Annotated in this window: 17 protein-coding genes; 10 read left to right on the forward strand and 7 right to left on the reverse strand. The window is 34.7% G+C overall.

Going from position 1 to position 18,909, the window contains the following annotated elements:
* Positions 1-88: 88 nt before the first annotated feature.
* From panC to ABXT67_RS03770, 3 genes are read left to right on the forward strand one after another with little or no spacing between them, the layout of a single operon-like run.
* Entirely contained in the window at positions 89-931 is an 843-nt protein-coding gene (panC, locus tag ABXT67_RS03760) for a pantoate--beta-alanine ligase (RefSeq protein ID WP_415375950.1), read from the forward strand.
* A 50-nt stretch (positions 932-981) separates the two neighbouring features.
* On the forward strand, positions 982-1,329 hold the full coding sequence (panD, locus tag ABXT67_RS03765) for an aspartate 1-decarboxylase (RefSeq protein ID WP_415375951.1): 348 nt from the start codon (positions 982-984) through the stop codon (positions 1,327-1,329).
* Positions 1,330-1,332: 3 nt separating this feature from the next.
* Positions 1,333-2,295: a lysylphosphatidylglycerol synthase transmembrane domain-containing protein gene (locus ABXT67_RS03770; RefSeq protein WP_415375952.1), complete on the forward strand. Its 963-nt coding sequence runs from the start codon at positions 1,333-1,335 to the stop codon at positions 2,293-2,295.
* 297 nt (positions 2,296-2,592) lie between these two features.
* On the opposite strand, the gene ABXT67_RS03775 is transcribed toward ABXT67_RS03770, so the two are convergent.
* On the reverse strand, positions 2,593-3,249 hold the full coding sequence (locus tag ABXT67_RS03775) for a hypothetical protein (RefSeq protein WP_415375953.1): 657 nt from the start codon (positions 3,247-3,249) through the stop codon (positions 2,593-2,595).
* Between the two features lie 412 nt (positions 3,250-3,661).
* On the opposite strand from ABXT67_RS03775, the gene ABXT67_RS03780 reads away from it, so the two are divergent.
* The gene (locus ABXT67_RS03780) at positions 3,662-4,810 is read left to right on the forward strand and encodes an alpha/beta hydrolase (protein WP_415375954.1); all 1,149 of its coding nucleotides are present in this window, start codon (positions 3,662-3,664) and stop codon (positions 4,808-4,810) included.
* Between the two features lie 98 nt (positions 4,811-4,908).
* Here ABXT67_RS03780 and ABXT67_RS03785 read toward each other — a convergent pair whose 3' ends face one another.
* Positions 4,909-5,088 carry a hypothetical protein gene (locus ABXT67_RS03785; RefSeq protein WP_415375955.1) on the reverse strand — a complete coding sequence of 60 codons (180 nt, stop codon included), beginning with the start codon at positions 5,086-5,088 and terminating at the stop codon, positions 4,909-4,911.
* Positions 5,089-5,785: 697 nt separating this feature from the next.
* On the opposite strand from ABXT67_RS03785, the gene radA reads away from it, so the two are divergent.
* The gene (gene radA, locus ABXT67_RS03790; protein ID WP_415375956.1) at positions 5,786-7,162 is read left to right on the forward strand and encodes a DNA repair protein RadA; all 1,377 of its coding nucleotides are present in this window, start codon (positions 5,786-5,788) and stop codon (positions 7,160-7,162) included.
* 770 nt (positions 7,163-7,932) lie between these two features.
* A complete protein-coding gene (locus ABXT67_RS03795; protein WP_415375957.1) occupies positions 7,933-9,438 on the forward strand; it encodes a phytoene desaturase family protein in 1,506 nt (501 codons plus the stop codon).
* A gap of 3 nt (positions 9,439-9,441) precedes the next feature.
* Here ABXT67_RS03795 and ABXT67_RS03800 read toward each other — a convergent pair whose 3' ends face one another.
* Positions 9,442-10,296, reverse strand: coding sequence for a prenyltransferase (locus ABXT67_RS03800; RefSeq protein WP_415375958.1), 855 nt, complete (start codon positions 10,294-10,296; stop codon positions 9,442-9,444).
* Between the two features lie 263 nt (positions 10,297-10,559).
* Between ABXT67_RS03800 and ABXT67_RS03805 the strand changes: the two genes are divergently transcribed.
* The 4 genes from ABXT67_RS03805 (at position 10,560) to ABXT67_RS03820 (ending at position 12,189) form a co-directional block, all read left to right on the forward strand.
* The gene (locus ABXT67_RS03805) at positions 10,560-10,784 is read left to right on the forward strand and encodes a hypothetical protein (protein WP_415375959.1); all 225 of its coding nucleotides are present in this window, start codon (positions 10,560-10,562) and stop codon (positions 10,782-10,784) included.
* Positions 10,785-11,030: 246 nt separating this feature from the next.
* On the forward strand, positions 11,031-11,336 hold the full coding sequence (locus tag ABXT67_RS03810) for a hypothetical protein (RefSeq protein ID WP_415375960.1): 306 nt from the start codon (positions 11,031-11,033) through the stop codon (positions 11,334-11,336).
* Positions 11,337-11,615: 279 nt separating this feature from the next.
* Positions 11,616-12,032 (forward strand): hypothetical protein, encoded by a 417-nt coding sequence (locus tag ABXT67_RS03815; RefSeq protein ID WP_415375961.1) that lies wholly within the window; start codon positions 11,616-11,618, stop codon positions 12,030-12,032.
* Complete coding sequence (locus ABXT67_RS03820; RefSeq protein WP_415375962.1) at positions 12,016-12,189, forward strand: hypothetical protein; 174 nt, start codon at positions 12,016-12,018, stop codon at positions 12,187-12,189. The genes ABXT67_RS03815 and ABXT67_RS03820 overlap by 17 nt, the downstream gene beginning before the upstream one ends.
* Before the next feature lie 100 nt (positions 12,190-12,289).
* Here ABXT67_RS03820 and ABXT67_RS03825 read toward each other — a convergent pair whose 3' ends face one another.
* The 4 genes from ABXT67_RS03825 to ABXT67_RS03840 all read right to left on the reverse strand — a co-directional run bounded on the left by ABXT67_RS03825 (position 12,290) and on the right by ABXT67_RS03840 (position 18,485).
* Entirely contained in the window at positions 12,290-13,582 is a 1,293-nt protein-coding gene (locus ABXT67_RS03825) for an ice-binding family protein (RefSeq protein ID WP_415375963.1), read from the reverse strand.
* Positions 13,583-14,459: 877 nt separating this feature from the next.
* Positions 14,460-15,731, reverse strand: coding sequence for an ice-binding family protein (locus tag ABXT67_RS03830; RefSeq protein ID WP_415375964.1), 1,272 nt, complete (start codon positions 15,729-15,731; stop codon positions 14,460-14,462).
* A 929-nt stretch (positions 15,732-16,660) separates the two neighbouring features.
* Entirely contained in the window at positions 16,661-17,101 is a 441-nt protein-coding gene (locus ABXT67_RS03835; RefSeq protein WP_415375965.1) for a transposase, read from the reverse strand.
* A gap of 133 nt (positions 17,102-17,234) precedes the next feature.
* A complete protein-coding gene (locus tag ABXT67_RS03840) occupies positions 17,235-18,485 on the reverse strand; it encodes an ice-binding family protein (protein ID WP_415375966.1) in 1,251 nt (416 codons plus the stop codon).
* Positions 18,486-18,909 lie beyond the last annotated feature (424 nt).

Genomic DNA, 18,909 nt, shown 5'->3' on the forward strand with positions numbered 1-18,909 from the left:
AGCTGGGTTATTAAAAATGCAAAAATACTAAAATTTATGCAGATTGCTCCCAATAAGTTATTTTTGCGTCTCTCTTTAATAGTCTTTCATGATGGTGTTTACTAAAACCGAAAATTTATTAAAAATATTACTCCCATATAGAGCCCAAAATAAAATAGGCTTTATACCCACTATGGGAGCGCTGCATACTGGTCATCTATCATTAGTTAAAAAGGCTTTAGAAAAAAATGATTGCGTTGTGGTTAGTATTTTTGTTAATCCCACTCAGTTTGATAATAGTTCTGACTTAAAAAAATATCCCCGCACACTGGAAAAAGACGTCACGCTCTTAGAAACGTTGCAAGGAACTGTTTATATTTTTACTCCAGATACTAAAACATTATATGGAGAAACCGTGAACTCAAAAAAATATAGGCTTGGTGCTATCGCAAGCGAAATGGAAGGAAGACATCGCAAAGGACACTTTGACGGCGTTGCGACTGTTATATCCCTTTTCTTTAAAGTTATATTGCCAAACAATGCCTATTTTGGACAAAAAGATTTTCAGCAATTACAAATCATAAAGAAACTTGTTGAAATAGAAAAGCTCCCTATAAAAATTATTGGGTGTCCTATTGTACGAGAGAAAAACGGACTTGCTATGAGCTCTCGCAACAAGAGATTAGGCCAACAGCAACTAGAGAATGCTACAATTATTTCAAAAATACTGAAGGAAGTAAGAAGCCAGTTCAAGAAAAAATCTATTCAAGAGCTCAACAAATTAGTTGAAAATCGTTTTAAACAAAGCTCTTTACAATTAGAATACTTTGAAATCGCGAATGAAAAGACGCTTAAAACGGTTAGCAGAAAAAGAAAAGAAAATAAATACAGAGCATTTATTGCCGCCTTTTCTAAAGAAGTACGTTTGATTGATAATATGGCTCTCAATTAATAGAGAATTATGAATTAAGAAATATGAATTTTTGAATTACCTTTGAACTCATGCTAATACACGTTGTAAAATCAAAAATCCACAGGGTAAAAGCTACCGGTGCAGATCTTAATTATATAGGAAGTATAACGATTGATGAAGACTTGCTCGATGCTGCAAATATTATAGAAGGAGAAAAAGTACAAATCGTTAACAATAACAATGGTGAACGATTAGAAACCTATGCAATTCCTGGCCCAAGGGGTAGTGGAGAAATAACACTTAACGGGGCCGCTGCGAGAAAAGTAGCTCTTGGTGATATTTTAATATTGATCACGTATGGATTAATGACTATAGAGGAAGCTAAAATTTTCAAACCTTCTCTTGTTTTTCCAAATGGAGACAATCTACTCACTTAAGATTTGAACAAAACCCTATCAAAAATCCTTAAAACAGCAATCCCTCTGGGATTGGGTGTTTTCTTGATTTGGTATACTTATAGTAAATTTTCTTCCCAGCAATTAGAGGAATTACGTTTGCATTTTAAAGACGCAAACTACGGTATTGTTTTACTTTCAGTATTGCTTAGCATATTAAGCCATATTTCTCGCGCCTACAGATGGGGGTTTATGTTAGAGCCGTTGGGGCATAAGCCGAAACTTGCCAATAGCTTTATGGCAATTTCTGTGGCGTATTTAATGAACATATTTATCCCAAAAAGCGGGGAGGTTTCTAGGGCAATTATACTGGACAAATATGAAGATGTCGCATTTGAAAAAGGCTTTGGAACTATTTTAAGTGAACGTTTTATAGATTTGATTTTTTTATTAGGTTTTACCGCTTTGGCTCTTTATTTAAAATTTGATGTGCTTTACAATTATATAGGAGAACGCATTCCTTTATCATTATTATATGCAGCAAGCATTGGAGGCGTGGTGTTGGTCTTGGCACTTTTATTATTCTTCAAATATTCAAATTCTTCGCTAAGTGAAAAAATTAAAAAATTCTTGTTAGGCCTTAAGGAAGGTCTTTTAAGCATTTTTAAAATGAAGAAAAAAACCCCTTTTATATTTCACTCGTTCGTTATTTGGGGATTATATATACTCTCTTTTTATACCGCAACCCAAGCTTTGAATGAAACATCTCAAATTGCATTTAGCACAATAATTATAGCATTTGTAGTAGGGAGTTTTACTTTTGCATTTACGAATAGCGGATTTGGAACCTATCCTGTAGCCATTGCTGGTATCTTAATTTTATTTGCAGTACCCTTTACGGTAGGCACGGCATTTGGATGGATTGTATGGATTTCAAATATAGTATCCATTGTGCTTTTTGGAGTGCTCTCGTTATTACTACTTCCTCATTTCAATAAAAATACTTAGTAAACCGCTTCTACGTTCTAAAGTGCCGTGGGTTTTTTCTGGATCAAATTGATTTTAAAATACCTTAGTAATAAGTTCCCTAGTCTTGTCTCGATTTTTTTAAGGAGGCCGATGGTAGTAAAATTTTATGCTAAAATCATAGATTAGTTGTCTCAACAATGTTTGGAAGCTAAGTACAATTGCTCAATGTAACCTAATGGGAAACGTGCATCGTTTTAACTAATTTCAAGAGCAATACTAGGAAGTAGTAATAAGATATAAAAACGTCATTTAGGTTACAGGATTATAGTTTTAAAACTAAGAAACCCTCTGAAGAGCGAGTATTTGGATAATTTCTCGATGTTTTATAACCCAATGCTTTAAGCCACTTGGCTTATCTTCTTTAAGTTTTAGTTTCGCAATAATATTACTACAATGCTTTTCAATGGATGCCGTAGAGGTATGAAGTTTCTCTGAAATTTTAGACGCATTTTGATAAAGGCCAACTAACGTAAGAATAGAAATTTCAATAGTTGTTAAGTTTTTAAGATTTTGCAGCGGCCCTTCTTGAATGTGCAATTTTCTTATATTGTCACATACATATACACCATCATTAAAAACAGTTTCAAGACACGCTAAGAAAGTATCAGAGGCATTACTGAAACAAAGACAACCATGAATATTTAAAGAGTTAACCTTGAAAAAATCTTTATACTCAACGTCTTTAAAGACAATTATAAATTTAGTTTTTATTTTTTTTTGTCTCACTTCTCTAACAATCTCAAAAATATCTAAATCTTTAAAACTATAATCTATAATTGCAACATCGGGTTTTTCTCTTAAAATATATCGCAAAGCCTTAACACCGTTGCACACTTCCTTTGCATTGTCAAGTAAAATTGAATCTACTTGTTCAATCAAAGAGCACCTTAACGTTTGATCGCCTAAAGCGATCATTAATTTTTGATTTATCACGTTAGTAGAATTTAACATCATAGGGCTTGTGATATATTGTTCGTACATAAAGACACAACAAAAAGTAAAAAAATTGTTTGTTTCTTAGATTATAATTTCATACAAAAGCAATAAAATTACTGAGGTATGAGTTTTAGAAAAACCAATATTCTTTAACCGAAAATTTTGGTAGTATTTAAAAATTAAAGATAAACAGAATTATTCATTTTTCATAAGCTATTATTCAATAATACAGGTTTTTACCTACAAAGAGGTGAAATCAGGTGTTTTTACGGGTGCTTAGGTAAGCTTTTTCCTACTATTTATAAAAACTGTTTAATGATTTAAAACCTAACAACCCCTAAAAAATGAAATTATATAATCTAGCAAGCTGTTTTTAAATTTTTATTATCTTTCACAAAAAAAATACATCATGAAAAAAATCTTCTTTTCAATAGGATTCTTAATTTTTGGATTAAGTATTCATTCTCAAATAATCTATGAAGAATTCAACAGTGAGAAGTTAGAGGAAACTAGAAGATTAAAAATTCAATTACCCAGAAACTATGACTCAAATACAGAGAAGGTATATCCAATAGTAATTGTGCTTGATGCAGATTATCTTTTTGAACCTGTGGCAGGAAACGTAGATTATTTTAGTTATTGGGAAGATATGCCAGAGAGCATAGTGGTTGGGGTGATGCAAGGTGAAAAACGTTATGATGATTGTGAGTATGATGAAGACAACTTTTTGCCAGCAAATAAGGGAGCAGACTTCTTTGAATTCATAGGACTTGAGCTACTGCCTCATATAGACATGAATTACAGAACAGCAAAATTTGTTATTGGAGTGGGCCATGACTACACCGCCAATTTTTTAAACTATTACCTCTACAAAGAGCCACCATTATTTAACGGGTATATTATTTTAAGTCCAGACTTGGCACCAGATTCTGCAAAGCGAATGTCAGGAAGAATTCCAGCTATCGAAACACAATTATTTTACTACTTAGCAACCGGAACAGACGATATAAAAGGATTATTGGAAGGAACTGAAGAATTAAATAATACATTAAGTGCCATTAAAAGCGATACGTTTAAATACTATTACAACAATTTTGAAAAAGCCACTCATTACTCTTTAGTCGGAAGAGGAATCCCTAATGCTTTGGAGAAAATATTTGCTGTGTATCGACCTATCAGCAAGCAAGAATACTCTGAAGTGTTATTGAAATTAAAAACACCCATTAGCACCTATTTAACTGAAAAGTATGACATTATTTATAATCTTTTTGGCATCACAAATCCTATTCGTGTAAACGATTATATTGCGACTGCAAGGGCTAGTGAAAAGACCAAACAATGGGAATCTCTAAAAATAATTGCCGAAATGGCAAAACGAGAATACCCAGACACTGTTCTAGGCCCTTACTTCTTAGCGCGATATTATGAAGAGAATGGCGATCCAAAAAAAGCAATGAGAACCTACCAAGCTGGCTTTGATAAAGAAGAAGTCGACTTTATTACCATAGATATGATGTTAGACAAAGCAGATAAGATTAAGGATGATTTTGGATATTAAAAGTACGACTCTTGATATTTCAAAAGAGGAAAATACCGATCTGTTTTTAAGCACTGAGATACCGGATCAATCTCAAGTATATTCCCACCGTAATTGCGTCATAAAGCAGCAGCAGCATCTTTAATAATATTTCGGCTAGACTTGGGTTCAATTTCTATTCCCTTTTCTGAAAGTTTAAAGGGGGCTATTTTGATTGTTTGTTTATCAATGGTGAACCAAGCTTTCGTTTCTGCAGCAACCAAATAATGCAGTGAATTTAAAGAAATAATGCTCCGCATTGCCTAGTCTGGAAAATAGGCCTTGTTTTTTTGACAGGATCTGAAATAATATAGTTCCCATTCCCCTTTATCTATCCAAACGACTTTTTGCCTCTTCACCAAAAAAATCATTGAAGCGAGGTTGTGAAAAATGGAGCAAACTGTACCGTCTTCAAAATACATGATAAAGGTTGCCATCTTGTCTATTTCTAAACCGTACTTTTTAGTAAAACTTCGTGATAGGCTTTTGAGTTTTGGGAACTGACAAAGTAAGGGTTCACAAAAATTACAAACAGAAATAACAAGAAACCTTTTGATACACTTTTAACGCTCAATGTGGTTTTTGTTTATAGTGCGAAAGATGCATAATCTTCCTAAAGAAGAAAAATACCCTTGGACTAAAAAAGGGCTTCAACTAATTTAAGATCCTGTCAACAAACAAACTATTCGCATCATTTTCTGAACTATTTAAAATGCTTATTATGAGTTTATGCTACTGTAATCAACAAGATCAAAATTAATAGCGGTGTTTTATGAAAAACGAAACTCTGGAATTCCTTAAAAACAATTGCCAAAATGGTAAAACGAGAATACCCAAAGGATAAGTGTAGAAATTCATAAGCAAATTCAGGTTTGGTCCAAAAAACATAATTTTATAATATTCTAAAGGAGGTTTAAAATTTTATCATCACTATTTTACTACTTTTACAGGATACCTATGGCTAAAACAAAAACTACCTTTTTCTGTCAAAACTGCGGAAGTCAATATTCTAAATGGCAAGGACAATGTACCTCTTGCAAAGAATGGAATACCATTGCTGAAGAAGTGATTCAAAAAGCTGAAAAAGTAACTTGGGAGGTAGGGGAATCTGGCAAGCCGCACAAGGAGCGCAGCCGAAGTGTGAAACCCCTTAAAATTTCGGAAATAAGCACTTCTGCTGAAGCGAGAATGGACACTCAAAATGGCGAATTCAATCGCGTTTTAGGTGGCGGTTTAGTTCCTGGAAGCCTCACCCTATTGGGAGGCGAACCTGGTATTGGGAAAAGTACATTGATGCTCCAGATTGCATTGCAACTGCCCTATAAAACATTGTATGTTTCAGGAGAAGAAAGCGCTAGCCAAATTAAAATGCGTGCAGAAAGAATTCACCCACATTCTGAAAATTGCTATGTTTTAACCGAAACAAAAACACAAAATATCTTTCGCAATATTGCTGAAATGGAACCGGATATTGTAGTGATAGACTCTATCCAAACATTGCATACCGATTATATCGAAAGCAGTGCGGGAAGCATTTCGCAAATACGAGAAACCACTACCGAACTTATAAAGTTTGCAAAAGAAACCGCCACCCCAGTTATCTTAATTGGGCACATCACGAAGGATGGAAACATCGCAGGACCAAAAATCCTAGAGCATATGGTGGACACCGTACTCCAATTTGAAGGCGACCGAAACCATATTTACAGAATATTACGAGCCAATAAAAACCGTTTTGGAAGCACCAACGAACTAGGTATTTACGAAATGCAAGGCAGCGGATTGAGAGAAGTTTCTAATCCTAGCGAGATTTTAATTTCAAAAAACGAAGAAGAATTAAGTGGTACTGCAATTGCTTCAACCCTAGAAGGAATGCGGCCCTTAATGATAGAAATACAAGCATTAGTATCAACCGCTGTGTATGGTACACCCCAACGCAGTGCAACGGGTTATAATGCAAAACGCCTTAATATGATTCTTGCGGTTTTAGAAAAAAGAGCAGGTTTTAAATTGGGAGCAAAAGATGTTTTTTTAAACGTCACTGGTGGCATTACAGTAGACGATCCGGCAATAGATCTCGCCGTCGTAGCAGCCGTACTTTCAAGCAACATTGATATTGCCATTGATAAACGAATGTGCTTTGCTGCAGAAGTAGGTTTGGCCGGAGAAGTACGCCCTGTAAATAGAGTAGACCAACGCATTCTAGAAGCCGAAAAACTAGGCTTTGAAACCATCATCATCTCCAAATACTGCAAACTCCCAAAAGAAAATTACGGCATCCAAATTATTAAATTAGGGAAGGTGAATGATGTTGTGAGACATTTGTTTGGGTGAGCCGATGGTTTAAATTCTTTATTCTTATTTTTTTCTATTTGTGAGATAACGACGACAAATTGCATCACATAATTTGTTAGGAAACATTTAGCGCAAACACATTTAAAATAGGTGAATTTCAAGGATTAATTCCAATAAGAGGAAATAATGACCTAAGGATGCTGCCTATTAATGGAGTTCCACAAAATCAAAAACCTACAAAATTATTTAAGTCCTATTCCCTAAATGAGTATACTATTAAACCAATAGGAAACTCATATCCATCCCTAAATAATCCTTCTGATTTTAACGATTCATTTGATTGTACATAATCTAATTAAAGAAAGACAAATAAAACCTATCGAAGAATTACCTGTTCCAATTCAAAACAATGATGGAAATAAAGGTGTTTTCTGTTTTTCCCAAGTTGATAATAATCCATTAATGTGGCTTCGTTATACTGGCTCATAAGAAAGATTTAAGCCTGAATTATATGGTTTCAAACTTAAAAAAATAAAATTATTTGACGCTAAAGATATTTATGATTTCAAATAAAAAAAGTGACCAACTAAAAAGGAGAAAATGCCAAACAAATGGATCCTTATTACTTAAGGTAAGGGAGGACTATAGTTTTAACACTGCAGCGCAATGGATTAAAATGAACGCAAAAACAAGGCATAACACCTTATATAATTTATTACAAAATTTTGTCCATCCTTTAAGTTTGAATAAATTCATAATTCCTTCTTAAATAATTTCAAACTCCCTAAAGCTTCATTATTTTTGAATTGTTGAAAAAGAAAATCATTATTATCGGCTCTGGAATTGGAGGTCTAGGTTCAGCTGCATTATTAGCTAAATCTGGATATGAAGTTACGGTCATTGAAAAAAATGCCAATCTTGGTGGTCGTGCTAATATTTTTGAAGCCGAAGGTTATACTTTTGACATGGGACCTTCTTGGTACTTGATGCCAGATGTATTTGAACATTATTTCAAATTACTCGATGAAGATGTGGCTAAACATTTAGCGTTGGTAAAACTCTCTCCTTCCTACCGCGTGTTTTTTTCTAATGACAAAGAATTACCAGTGGTTGATATTCATTCTGATCTAGAAAAAGACTTGCCGCTCTTTGAGCAATTAGAACCTGGGATTACACCTAAGATAAAAGAGTACCTTAAACGTTCTGGTGAGCAATATGAAATGGCTAAAGATACTTTTATGTATCGAAATCTAGGGTTTTCTTTAGATTTTCTAAAATGGGATGTCATTAAAAAAGGGATTCAACTCAATCCGTTTCAAACCATGCAATCCTATTTAAATAAATGGTTTAAAAGTGATCGTGTTAAAAAAATATTAGAATACACCTTGGTGTTTTTAGGTTCTGATCCTGCAAAAACACCGGCGATGTATAATATCATGAATGCTATCGACTTCAATATGGGAGTCTACTACCCTAAAGGAGGCATTTACGAGATTGTAAAGACATTAGTGACTATCAATAAAAAACACGGCACAAAGTTTATGACGACCAGTCCTGTTTCAAAAATTATAGTTGAAAACAAAAAAGCAAAGGGGGTACAACTCGAGAACGGTACTGTTTTAGAAGCAGATATAATTATCTCTAATGCCGACTTATGGTTTACGGAAACCCATTTATTGGAAAAGCGTCATCAAACCTATCCTGAACCCTATTGGGAAAAAGCAGTATTAAGTCCCAGTGCTTTTATTATGTATCTTGGTTTGGATAGAAAATTAGACATCTTAAGTCATCATAACCTTCGCTTTGGCGGAGATTGGAAACAAAATTTCAAAGAGCTGTTTGACACGCCTCAACTCCCGGGAGATCCGAGTTATTATATCTGTAAGCCTACGGAAACCGACCCTGACTTATCACCACCAGGAACTGATAATTTATTTGTTCTTGTACCCATTCCTCCTGGCTTAAATCTTTCTGAAGCTGATATGACTGGCTACCGTCAAAAGATTTTAGATCTCATGAAAACAGATTTAAACCTTCCAGACATTGAAGAATATATAAAGTTTGAGAAATCTTATTGGAGTGACGATTTCCGTAGGGACTATAATGCTTATAAAGGAACCGCTTTAGGTTTAGCACATACGCTGAAACAAACATTAAAACGACCATTAAACTATAGTAAAAAGGTAAAAAACCTATATTATGTTGGCGCTGGTACAAGTCCAGGAATTGGGATGCCTATTTGTTTAATTTCGGCAGAACTTGTTTATAAACGTATTCAAAAGATTAAGACATCCAAACCTTTAGAATCCTTGTAGTTTTTACCGAAAAATTTCTTTGAAAAATAAATAGAAAAACAAAAATGCCCCACCAAGGATATTGATGAGTGGAAAGTAGGTATAGTATTTAAATAATTTTGATAAATTATAGATACTCAGTAATACGATCACGCCATAAATAATCCCGAATACTACTGCTATATACCCAACATAGAAATATCCAATAGACGCAGAAATTAGATAGGCTATTAAACAAAACCATAAAGCTTTTTTCTCGCCAAGCATCGTTGCTAAGGTATTCACCCCAGCTTTCCTATCTGCTTCAATATCTGGAACAGCAGAGTACGTTTGCATGCCAAAAGCCCAAATAAGACCTCCTAATACTGCTGCCCAAGCAATAGTAGTTCTACCTGTAATAAAGAACCCAACCAGTGCAGGTGACACGTATATAATTGATGAAAACAAGACATCTAAAGGCGGTTTACTCTTTGCTCGCAAGGGGGTTGCTGAATAAAACAGTCCCGTAAAAAGAAATACCAATAAAGCGATTTTTGTAGGTAAATTAACAATAAAGAATAAAGGCAAAAAAGGCACTAATAGAAGGATTATGATGATCCATAAACTTCTATGCTTTTCAAGTTTTAATACAGATTCGTATTTTACCTTTTTTTCATTATAAATGTCGGTTTGGTAATCATAGATATCATTAACGCCGTAGATAAAAACATTGGCCGGAATCCAAAAAAACAAACCAAACGCTATTAAAAGAAACGTCGTTGTAGTATCATACAAAAATAGATTCCCTGAGGAAATAATACCTACGAGAAAAGTTCCGAGGACGTACATCCAGAATCTTGGCCTAGATATAATGAAAACCTCTTTAAGCGTGAGTTTCATAGCGGGACAAAAGTAAGAGGATAGAATCATTAAATCTAAATATTTAGGCTTATTTGTTTATTTATTTTAATTATTTGTTCAACAAAAAAATAATAGCGTTGGTAACTTAATGTAGCGTCCAAAAAACCTGAACAGATTGTAGTGCGGTTTTTTATTTTAAATGAATTTTCCTCTTGGTAGCAATTAAATAAAACATGAATAATGGCCTAAGTATAACACAGACTTATCTTAACTCTAGTATCTTGCATTGATAAAACAGTATTATGAAAATAAACCTATTGTCTTGTCACGCTCAGCGGCCAGATAGAAGAGCGATAGCCAAGTGTATTGTAGAAATTTCATCTAATGTTGGTGAATCCTTGTCAAATGAACTTACAGACATCCTCTTAGAAGGAGATGCTGTTGATATTGAGATGGAGGATAAAAACACGGGGTCGGCTTTAAGATCTTTGCGAAAACTAAGTATTGATTACGAAATTATAGAATGAACCAAATTACTAGTGGGAATTTATACACGCGTGGCGCAAAACAGTTTTAAGAACATTATAAATCCCTTAGCGTTGTTATGATATAATTCATACAAACGCCATATGGCGTTTGTATGAATTATATCTCCAATATCTCAAAACAAGTAAGACGTGACTGGGAAATAAAAGAATCCTATGCGTAATCATCAATATTCCTATTTCTCCATTAGTTCTGATTTAATAAATTCATAACCTTTGTAAAGAATTATGATTTCTAGAAGAGTTGCTGGAACCAATAAAACTAATGCCAGAGGCGACAAAAAAACGAGCACAAAACATCCGCCTAGAATGATTTCGATTATTCCTGCATATTTTGAAAGTATCCCAAGACTATCTTGTAGTCGAAGAAGTGTAACACCAAATAACAAACTAGTGACACCGGCTATGATTGACTTACTAATTGTGAGAATTGCTTTTAATGGAGACAAATTAATTTGGAATAAATATCTTCTTTCTGAACAGCTTGACAAAATAATTGAAGTAACAAATTCAAGAGTTGAAAAATTTCCTTAATTAAAAAAATTAGTTGATAACGCCTACAATAAAAAATTACATTACAATCGTACAATACCCCAATCCGGAAGTAGTGGTGGAATTAAACAAAGCTGGTAATCTAAATAGGACAGTTGCTAACAATGGCTATAATCCATTGTTGCATTTGAACAAAAAAATAATACATTTAACAAACCAATAAGCTATTTCATAAGCATAAAAGTCTCCAACATTTTACACGACGAAATCATAGCCTAATCGTTAGCAAACACTTAGAAAAAAATAATAAGGATCATTATAATGTTAATACTGACTGTATTCTCTTACGGTCAAATTATTTGGCAGAATAGTGATGCGAAATTATTTTTTAACGACGGAACATCAATTAAAGGATACGGAATGATGTACAAAACGGATAAAATAAAATTCCGAATATCTTTAGACGATGAGCCTGATATTCGGACCGATTTGATGGTTAAAGGAATAAACTTTTATGGTTTTGAAATGAGTTCGAAATATGCATATATAAAGTTAAAGCCTAACGAACCAGCAACACTTTTAAAAGTACCCGTTGGTGAAGAAACAAAATTATATTCTTATGAAATTACTAAATCATTTTATTCAAATAATGGTCTGAGCGGCAGTATGGGTGGTATTCCAACTAGCATATATCACCACAAAAATACAACTACGAAACTTTATGTTCAAAAAAAATGATGAGTTTACTTTAGCTTTGACCGGAAATTTCAGAAGGAAAGCAAAAGAATATTTTTCCGATTGTGAAGTATTGGTTGAAAAAATTGGAAGAAGAGAATTTAGAAAATCAAATGCAAAAGATATCGTATATTACTATGTTGATTATTGCGGAGAATAAACATCACCTTGGCATTCGTCATGACCCATCCTAAAATATGTCAACACTAAATTAAATAGATATGTAAGACGTCATAACGAAAGCTTTAAATTGAAAGTAATTAATATCCAGAACGAATCAAAGATAAGATTCTATTGTCCAGCAAGGCTTCACCAAAATTAACTTTCCATCGTATTTCAATGGTTTCCCCTGCGGTTAGCGTTGTAACCATTGACTCGAGAGAGACCACTGAACGCTCTAAATTAATTCTACTACTAGAATTAACTACTTCAATCCCATTTTGATAAATACTATACGTAGCAGTAGTAATTTTGCTAGTCGAAGTTGTTCCTGCGGGATATTGCACCCCAGTGTGCATACCATCAATTGTCAAAGCTCCTAATGCAGTACCTACATCTCCAGCAATCGTAGAACTTACAACATCTGCAAGCGCCCCACCTGAACTCCACATTGCAAATGTGGAAAGGGTTCCTAAATTAACAGGGGCAATACCCATTGGAATGGAAATAATAACGTTCGCCCCAAGGCTTAAAGCTCCTAACTTTGAAAGCATCCTTCCTTCAAGGTTCGTGCCGGCACCCAAAGACAATGCTCCGGCACCAACGCCTCCACTAAGCATAGTACCTTTCATTGTTGTGTTAGCTCCTGTTGACATGGCTGCGCCACCCACCCAGAATATATTTTCTGGTTTTGCATTTCCTGTCAATAATACAGTTGCACCTACTCCCGTAGAAAATGCACCGGAACCTCTTATGATAAACACGGGATTTGCTGTAGCTGTTCCTCCTGCCAATGTAAGTGTTCCAGTAATTGATGCAGCACCGCTCAAATCATAAACACCCGGTGGCAAGACCTCTCCAGAACCCAAAGCTAGACCGTGAGATACTCCGCCTGGGTATGCCATCAACTCGTTATATAAACTTGTCGTATCAATAACGCCTTGGGCAGAACTAAATGGTAGATTCCCGACTACGCTGTTGTGCTGGGCATTAAATAAAACGAGATAACTACCTGGTATAGGGGACAGTATCATACCTGGCACCAAAAGATCAATAGTGGATTTGGTACTAATATTATCGCCTTCAGTAACAGAATCAATTAAAGATACATCTTGCCCTTTGATACCTATCCAACTTGGTACCGATGGGGTTCCGATATTTAATTGACCATCATTTAATGTAGTATTAAAAATCATTAAACCGGTCGCTGGGAGTGAGATATTATCTCTTTCTGTTGTGGTTAATCGTGGCATTAAAAGCCCTTTATTGGTAGACGAAACATCCAGCACAGAAGAAGCTTCAGGTGTTATTGTCCCTATACCAACCTGAGCATAAATACTTATTGCAGGCAATAAGAAAAGCTGTATTAAAAAACATTTCATAATAATTTTCATAAGCAGGTTTTTACATTTTGGGATGCTAAATATACTCAAAATAATTTTTTGTCTAATTTCTTTTGTGTCTAATTCTATGAAATGTGCAGTTATTAATAAAATTTAAGAGAAGTAATGTGCGTTAAAGTAACGTCTAAGCGAAAAATAAAAAAAACAAGATGGCTGCACTTTATTAATATAGAGCTTAAATAATTAACTTAATTACAATAAGTCACTCATATACATCTCGATAAAAGAGTGAATCAATAATATAGCCCAAACCCCTTGTAATTGCACCCATTTTACATCAGCAATAAATAATTGATCCTAAGACACTCAAAGCCTCTTAAATTATAGAAAATGGCAATAATATTTCCCGAAGCAAATCGACACAGAAAATTTCGGGTTTTAAAAGGGGCACATTCATTTTTAATAGATTCGCAGAATAGCATAAAACAGAAGATGAAAACTTAGTAGAAATGACCATTACTGATGATCACATTAACAACATAAAAACAACAAACCCCAATGAAGAAAAGAACAAATAGCTATCAATAAAGGAGAATTTATCTCAGTAAAAGCAGTAAATAATCCTCAAATCAAAGCCTCGAAGCATTATATATATATCTCGTATTGACCGAAAGAAACAAGTCATCTACTACAATTTTATAGCATTTAACAATAACTATTCTATTAACGAGATCAACCTATCTAGAATATAAAACCTCTTTTTTGTGTTTACAGGTTCATATTAATTCCCGATTTTTTTAGTGAAGGAAGTTATCATAGCTTTGAATGCTCTGCACATACTGGATATATACCCCTCAGCGATATTAGTTTAAAGGCATATTGACATTATTTAGAAACAATGAATTTATTAATTTTAAATTCAAAGCAACTAATATCCGGGATGAATCAAGGATAAGATTCTATTGTTAAGCAGCGCATCGCCAGTATCCACTTTCCATCGTACTTCAATAGTTTCGCCTGCGGTTAGCGTAGTAACCTTTGCCTGGAGAGACACTAGTGATTTCTCTGAATAGAATGTTCTACTAGAATTTACTACCTCCACCCCATTTAGATAAATACTGTAAGTTGTAATAATAGTAGGAGTAGGAGGGGCTATTGTACCAGCGGGATATTGCACCCCCGTGTGCATACCTATAATTGTCAGCGCTCCTGTTGCAGTACCGACGTCTCCAGTGATCATAGAAGTCGCATCATCTGAAACTGCACCGATGGAGCTCCACATTGCGAATGTAGAAAGAACCCCTAAATGAATAGGAGATAAACCAGATGGGGCTGTAACAACGGAGCCAGCAACAATAGTTAATGCTCCGTCCTTTGTAAGCATCCTTCCTTCAAGGTTCGTATTCTCTCCCAATGTAATCGCTCCGGCAGAAGAGACCAAAGCTCCTTTTATTATGGCGCCAGCAGCAACAGATAATGCTACTTCAGACATCCAAAATATATTATTAGAGCTTGCTCCATTAGTCAAAACTACATTTGTGGTAGTTGCTGTAGTAAATGCACCAGTACTTCTGATAATAAACACAGAATTTGGGTCTCCACCACCATCCATTGTTAGCGTTCCTGCAGCAATTGATGAGGCTCCCGCCACGTCATAGACACCCGGAGACAAAACCTCTCCAGCACCAAAAATAGGACCGTGAGGAACACCACCGGGCATAGCCGTTAAGGCCCGGTATATCCTGTCCATATCAATAACACCTCCGGCAGAACCAAATAGTTTATTACTGGATATCTGAGCTTTAAATGAAACAACGTAAGTGCCCGGTTCAGGAGACACTGTCATACCCGGCACCAAAACGTCACTAGTGGATGTGGTGCTAATATAATCGCCTGCAGTAACAGATTTAATAGTAGTTGGCCTTTTGATACCTATCCAACTTGGCACTGAGGGAGTTCCTATATTTAATTGAACATCATTTGATGAAGTGTTATAAATCATTAAACCTGTCGCTGGAAGTAAGATATTATCTCTTTCTGTTGTGTTTAATCGTGGCATTAAAAGCCCTTTACTAGTAGAAGAAACATCTAGGATAGAAGAAACGTCAGGTGTTGTTGTCCCTATACCAACCTGAGCAAAAACCCTTGTTGAAGGTAATAAGACAAGCTGTATTAAAAAACATTTCAAAATAATTTTCATAAGTAGGTTTTTAAATTTTGGGTTGCTAAATATACTAAAAATAATTTTTTGTCTAATTTCTTTTGTGTCTAATCGATGAAATATGTGTTATGGTAACATCTAAGCGATAACTAAAAAAGACTAAGATGGCTGCACTTTACTAATACAAAACTTAAACAATTGACTTTATTATAATAAGTCACTTAATACACATCTCGATAAATGAGTAAATCAATAACGTAGCCCAAACCCCTTGTAATTGGATCCATCTATTATCAGAAATAAACAACTGACCCTAATTCATTTAAATCCTCTTAAATTATAGAAAAACGACAACAATATTTTTCAAAGCAAATCGACACAGAAAATTTCGGGTTTTAAAAGGGGGTACATTTATTTTTTAATGGATTCGCAGACTAGCATAAAAAAGAAGGTGAAAAATTTAGTAGAAATGACCATTACTGATGATCACATCAACAACATAAAAACAACTAACCCAAATAAAAAGTGAGATAATCAACAATAAAGAAAAACTTATCTTCGCAAAAAGAATTAAATAACTCTCGAGTCAAGCCCACGAAGTACGAAAAGTATCTGGTATTGACAAAAAGAAACAAGTCAACCACTAGCATTTTAAAGTGTTTAACAAAAACTATTCTCTTAACGAGATCAATCAATTAAAAGATAATACCATCTTTTTTATGTTTATTGGTTCTTAGTGATTTCCAATTTTTATAGTGAAGGCAGCTATTATTATTTTGAATACGATACACGCACTGAATACAACCGTTAGCAACTTTAAGGTAAAGGTATATTCAAATTGTTTAGAACTACTGAATTCATTGGTTTGGCTAAGTTCTAATTAACGTGCTTTATAGTTCTTTTTTATACTCTTACCAAACGGTATTTGAAGCAACTTTTTCATCACATATGCCTGCTTTAGTTACCTTTTATCCTCGCTTTTTTGGCTTTCTATCTAAATGACGATTTCCTTTTTCTGAATAAGCTAAGAATAAATCATCACTTTCCACTATGTCTGGAAATTTTGCTACCGAAACACTGGAAAATGCCGCGGGTAATTTATGACACCAATCAAAAGAGGTTCGAATCGAAATTCCAGTCTCTTTAGCACTCTTTACAATACTATAACCAGATAGCAGGTAATATAAATAGCGATTGTGTTTGTCTCTTTTCTTGATACTATGCCAGAACTTACCAGTAGTTTCACTCAAGTTTTTATTACATCCATTATAATCATAACGTTGAACACCTTTGATTTTCCCATTAGCTAGAATACTTTTAAACGAACTATGTGAACAAGTCACAGCCTTAATTTCAGCACTATCTTTTACTTGCGCTTCTTGCAAAGACAAAGATAACAAGGAGGACACAATTTCTTACTGGCTTAGTCAATCACTACTGATAAAAAAATCTAAAGCCCGAAGAAATCATAAAATATTATTTTAATCAAAAAGAACACATATACATCTTAGAACTTAGCTATTAGTTTTCAATTCAACGCAACTAATATCCAGAACGAATCAACGATAAGGTTCTATGATTAAGCTCTGCTATACCGTTATAAACCCTCCACCTAACCTCAATGGACTCTCCTGCTGTTAGAGTAGTAACCTTTGCCTGAAGAGACACTATTGATTTCTCTGAATAAATTGTTCTACTAGAATTTACTACCTCTACCCCATTTTGATAAATACTGTAAGTAGTTAATTCACTAGACGCTGTACCAGCAATATATTGATCTCCAAAATGTGTGCCGCCAATTGTTATAGCTCCTGCTCCAGAGCCCACATCTCCAGTAATCGTAGTAGGTAAGGTGTCTAAAACCGTACCACTAGAGGTAAACATTGCAAATGTAGAAAGAATCCCTAAATCAAAAGGAGAGGCTCCCGATGGGGCTGTAAGAATGCAACCTGCTCCAATACTTAACCCTCCAGCCTTTGTAAGCATCCTTCCTTCAAGGTTCGTGTTCTCTCCCAATGCAATCGCTCCAGAAGGAGAAACCAAGGTTCCTTTCATGATAGAACCAGCTCCCGTAGACAGGGTTGTTTCAGACAACCAGAATATATTATTAGGGCTTGCTCCGTTAGACAAAACTACATTTGTGGTAGTTGCTCCCGTAGTAATTGCACCAGTACTTCTGATAATAAACATGGAATTTGGGTCTCCCCCACCATCCATTGTAAGCGTTCCATCAATAGACGTTGCTCCCGTCACGTCATAGACACCTGGAGACAAAACCTCTCCAGCACCAAAAACAAGACCGTGAGCTACACCGCCCGGCATAAATTTTAAGGCTTGGTATATCCCGTTCAGATCAATAACACCTTGGTCAGAACTAAATGGTGTCGATATATCGGCATTAAATGAAACCATGTAGGTGCCCGATTCAGGGGATACCGTCATACCTGGCACCAACACGTGACTACTGGATATGGTGCTAATAATATCGCCTTCAGTAACAGAATCAATCTTAGTTCTTTTAACACCTATCCAGCATGGCACCGAGGAAGTTCCAGTATTTAATTGAACATCATTTGATGAAGTATTAAAAATTATTAAGCCTTTCGCCGGGAGTGAGATATTATTTCTTTCTGTCGTGGTTAATCGTGGCATTAAAAGACCTTTACTCGTAGAAGAAACATCCAGAATAGAAGAAATATCAGGTGTTATTGTCCCTATACCAACCTGGGCATAAATATTTATTGAAGGTAATAAGACAAGCTGTAATAAAATACATTTTAAAATAGTTTTCATAAGTGCGTTTTTAAGTTTTGAATTGCCAAATATACTAATAAATAGCTTTTAATCTAATTTTTATGCGTTTAATCGATTAAATATTATATTTATTGATTAATTTTAACAAAATTAATGTGTGTTAAAGTGACGTTTAAGTGAAACATAAAAAAGACCAAAATGGTTGCACTTTACACATACAGAACCTAAACAATTAACTCTATGATAATAAGCAACTTATACACAAATCGACAAAAGAGCAAATGAATAATATAGCCCATAACGCCTTCAATTATGCCCAACTTATCCAGACAATAAAGTATAGACCCTAAGACATTCAAAGCACCTGAAATTGTAGCCGAAAGCAATAATCTTTTATGAAGCAGATTTATATAGGAAATTTGGAGTTTTAAGCTTTTGGATTCTATTCGTGTTGGTGTGAAAA

It is taken from the genome of Patiriisocius sp. Uisw_017, from assembly GCF_047731265.1.
GTDB lineage: Bacteria > Bacteroidota > Bacteroidia > Flavobacteriales > Flavobacteriaceae > Patiriisocius.

What these genes read in the sequence shown, in the direction of transcription:
- ABXT67_RS03810 (WP_415375960.1), top strand. Translation starts at nt 11,031, where the DNA reads ATGATTTCTAGAAGAGTTGCTGGAACCAATAAAACTAATGCCAGAGGC.
- ABXT67_RS03820 (WP_415375962.1), top strand. Translation starts at nt 12,016, where the DNA reads ATGTTCAAAAAAAATGATGAGTTTACTTTAGCTTTGACCGGAAATTTC.
- radA (WP_415375956.1), top strand. Translation starts at nt 5,786, where the DNA reads ATGGCTAAAACAAAAACTACCTTTTTCTGTCAAAACTGCGGAAGTCAA.
- ABXT67_RS03780 (WP_415375954.1), top strand. Translation starts at nt 3,662, where the DNA reads ATGAAAAAAATCTTCTTTTCAATAGGATTCTTAATTTTTGGATTAAGT.
- ABXT67_RS03805 (WP_415375959.1), top strand. Translation starts at nt 10,560, where the DNA reads ATGAAAATAAACCTATTGTCTTGTCACGCTCAGCGGCCAGATAGAAGA.
- ABXT67_RS03830 (WP_415375964.1), bottom strand. Translation starts at nt 15,731, where the DNA reads ATGAAAATTATTTTGAAATGTTTTTTAATACAGCTTGTCTTATTACCT.
- ABXT67_RS03800 (WP_415375958.1), bottom strand. Translation starts at nt 10,296, where the DNA reads ATGAAACTCACGCTTAAAGAGGTTTTCATTATATCTAGGCCAAGATTC.
- panC (WP_415375950.1), top strand. Translation starts at nt 89, where the DNA reads ATGATGGTGTTTACTAAAACCGAAAATTTATTAAAAATATTACTCCCA.
- ABXT67_RS03840 (WP_415375966.1), bottom strand. Translation starts at nt 18,485, where the DNA reads ATGAAAACTATTTTAAAATGTATTTTATTACAGCTTGTCTTATTACCT.
- ABXT67_RS03825 (WP_415375963.1), bottom strand. Translation starts at nt 13,582, where the DNA reads ATGAAAATTATTATGAAATGTTTTTTAATACAGCTTTTCTTATTGCCT.
- ABXT67_RS03785 (WP_415375955.1), bottom strand. Translation starts at nt 5,088, where the DNA reads ATGCGGAGCATTATTTCTTTAAATTCACTGCATTATTTGGTTGCTGCA.
- panD (WP_415375951.1), top strand. Translation starts at nt 982, where the DNA reads ATGCTAATACACGTTGTAAAATCAAAAATCCACAGGGTAAAAGCTACC.
- ABXT67_RS03815 (WP_415375961.1), top strand. Translation starts at nt 11,616, where the DNA reads ATGTTAATACTGACTGTATTCTCTTACGGTCAAATTATTTGGCAGAAT.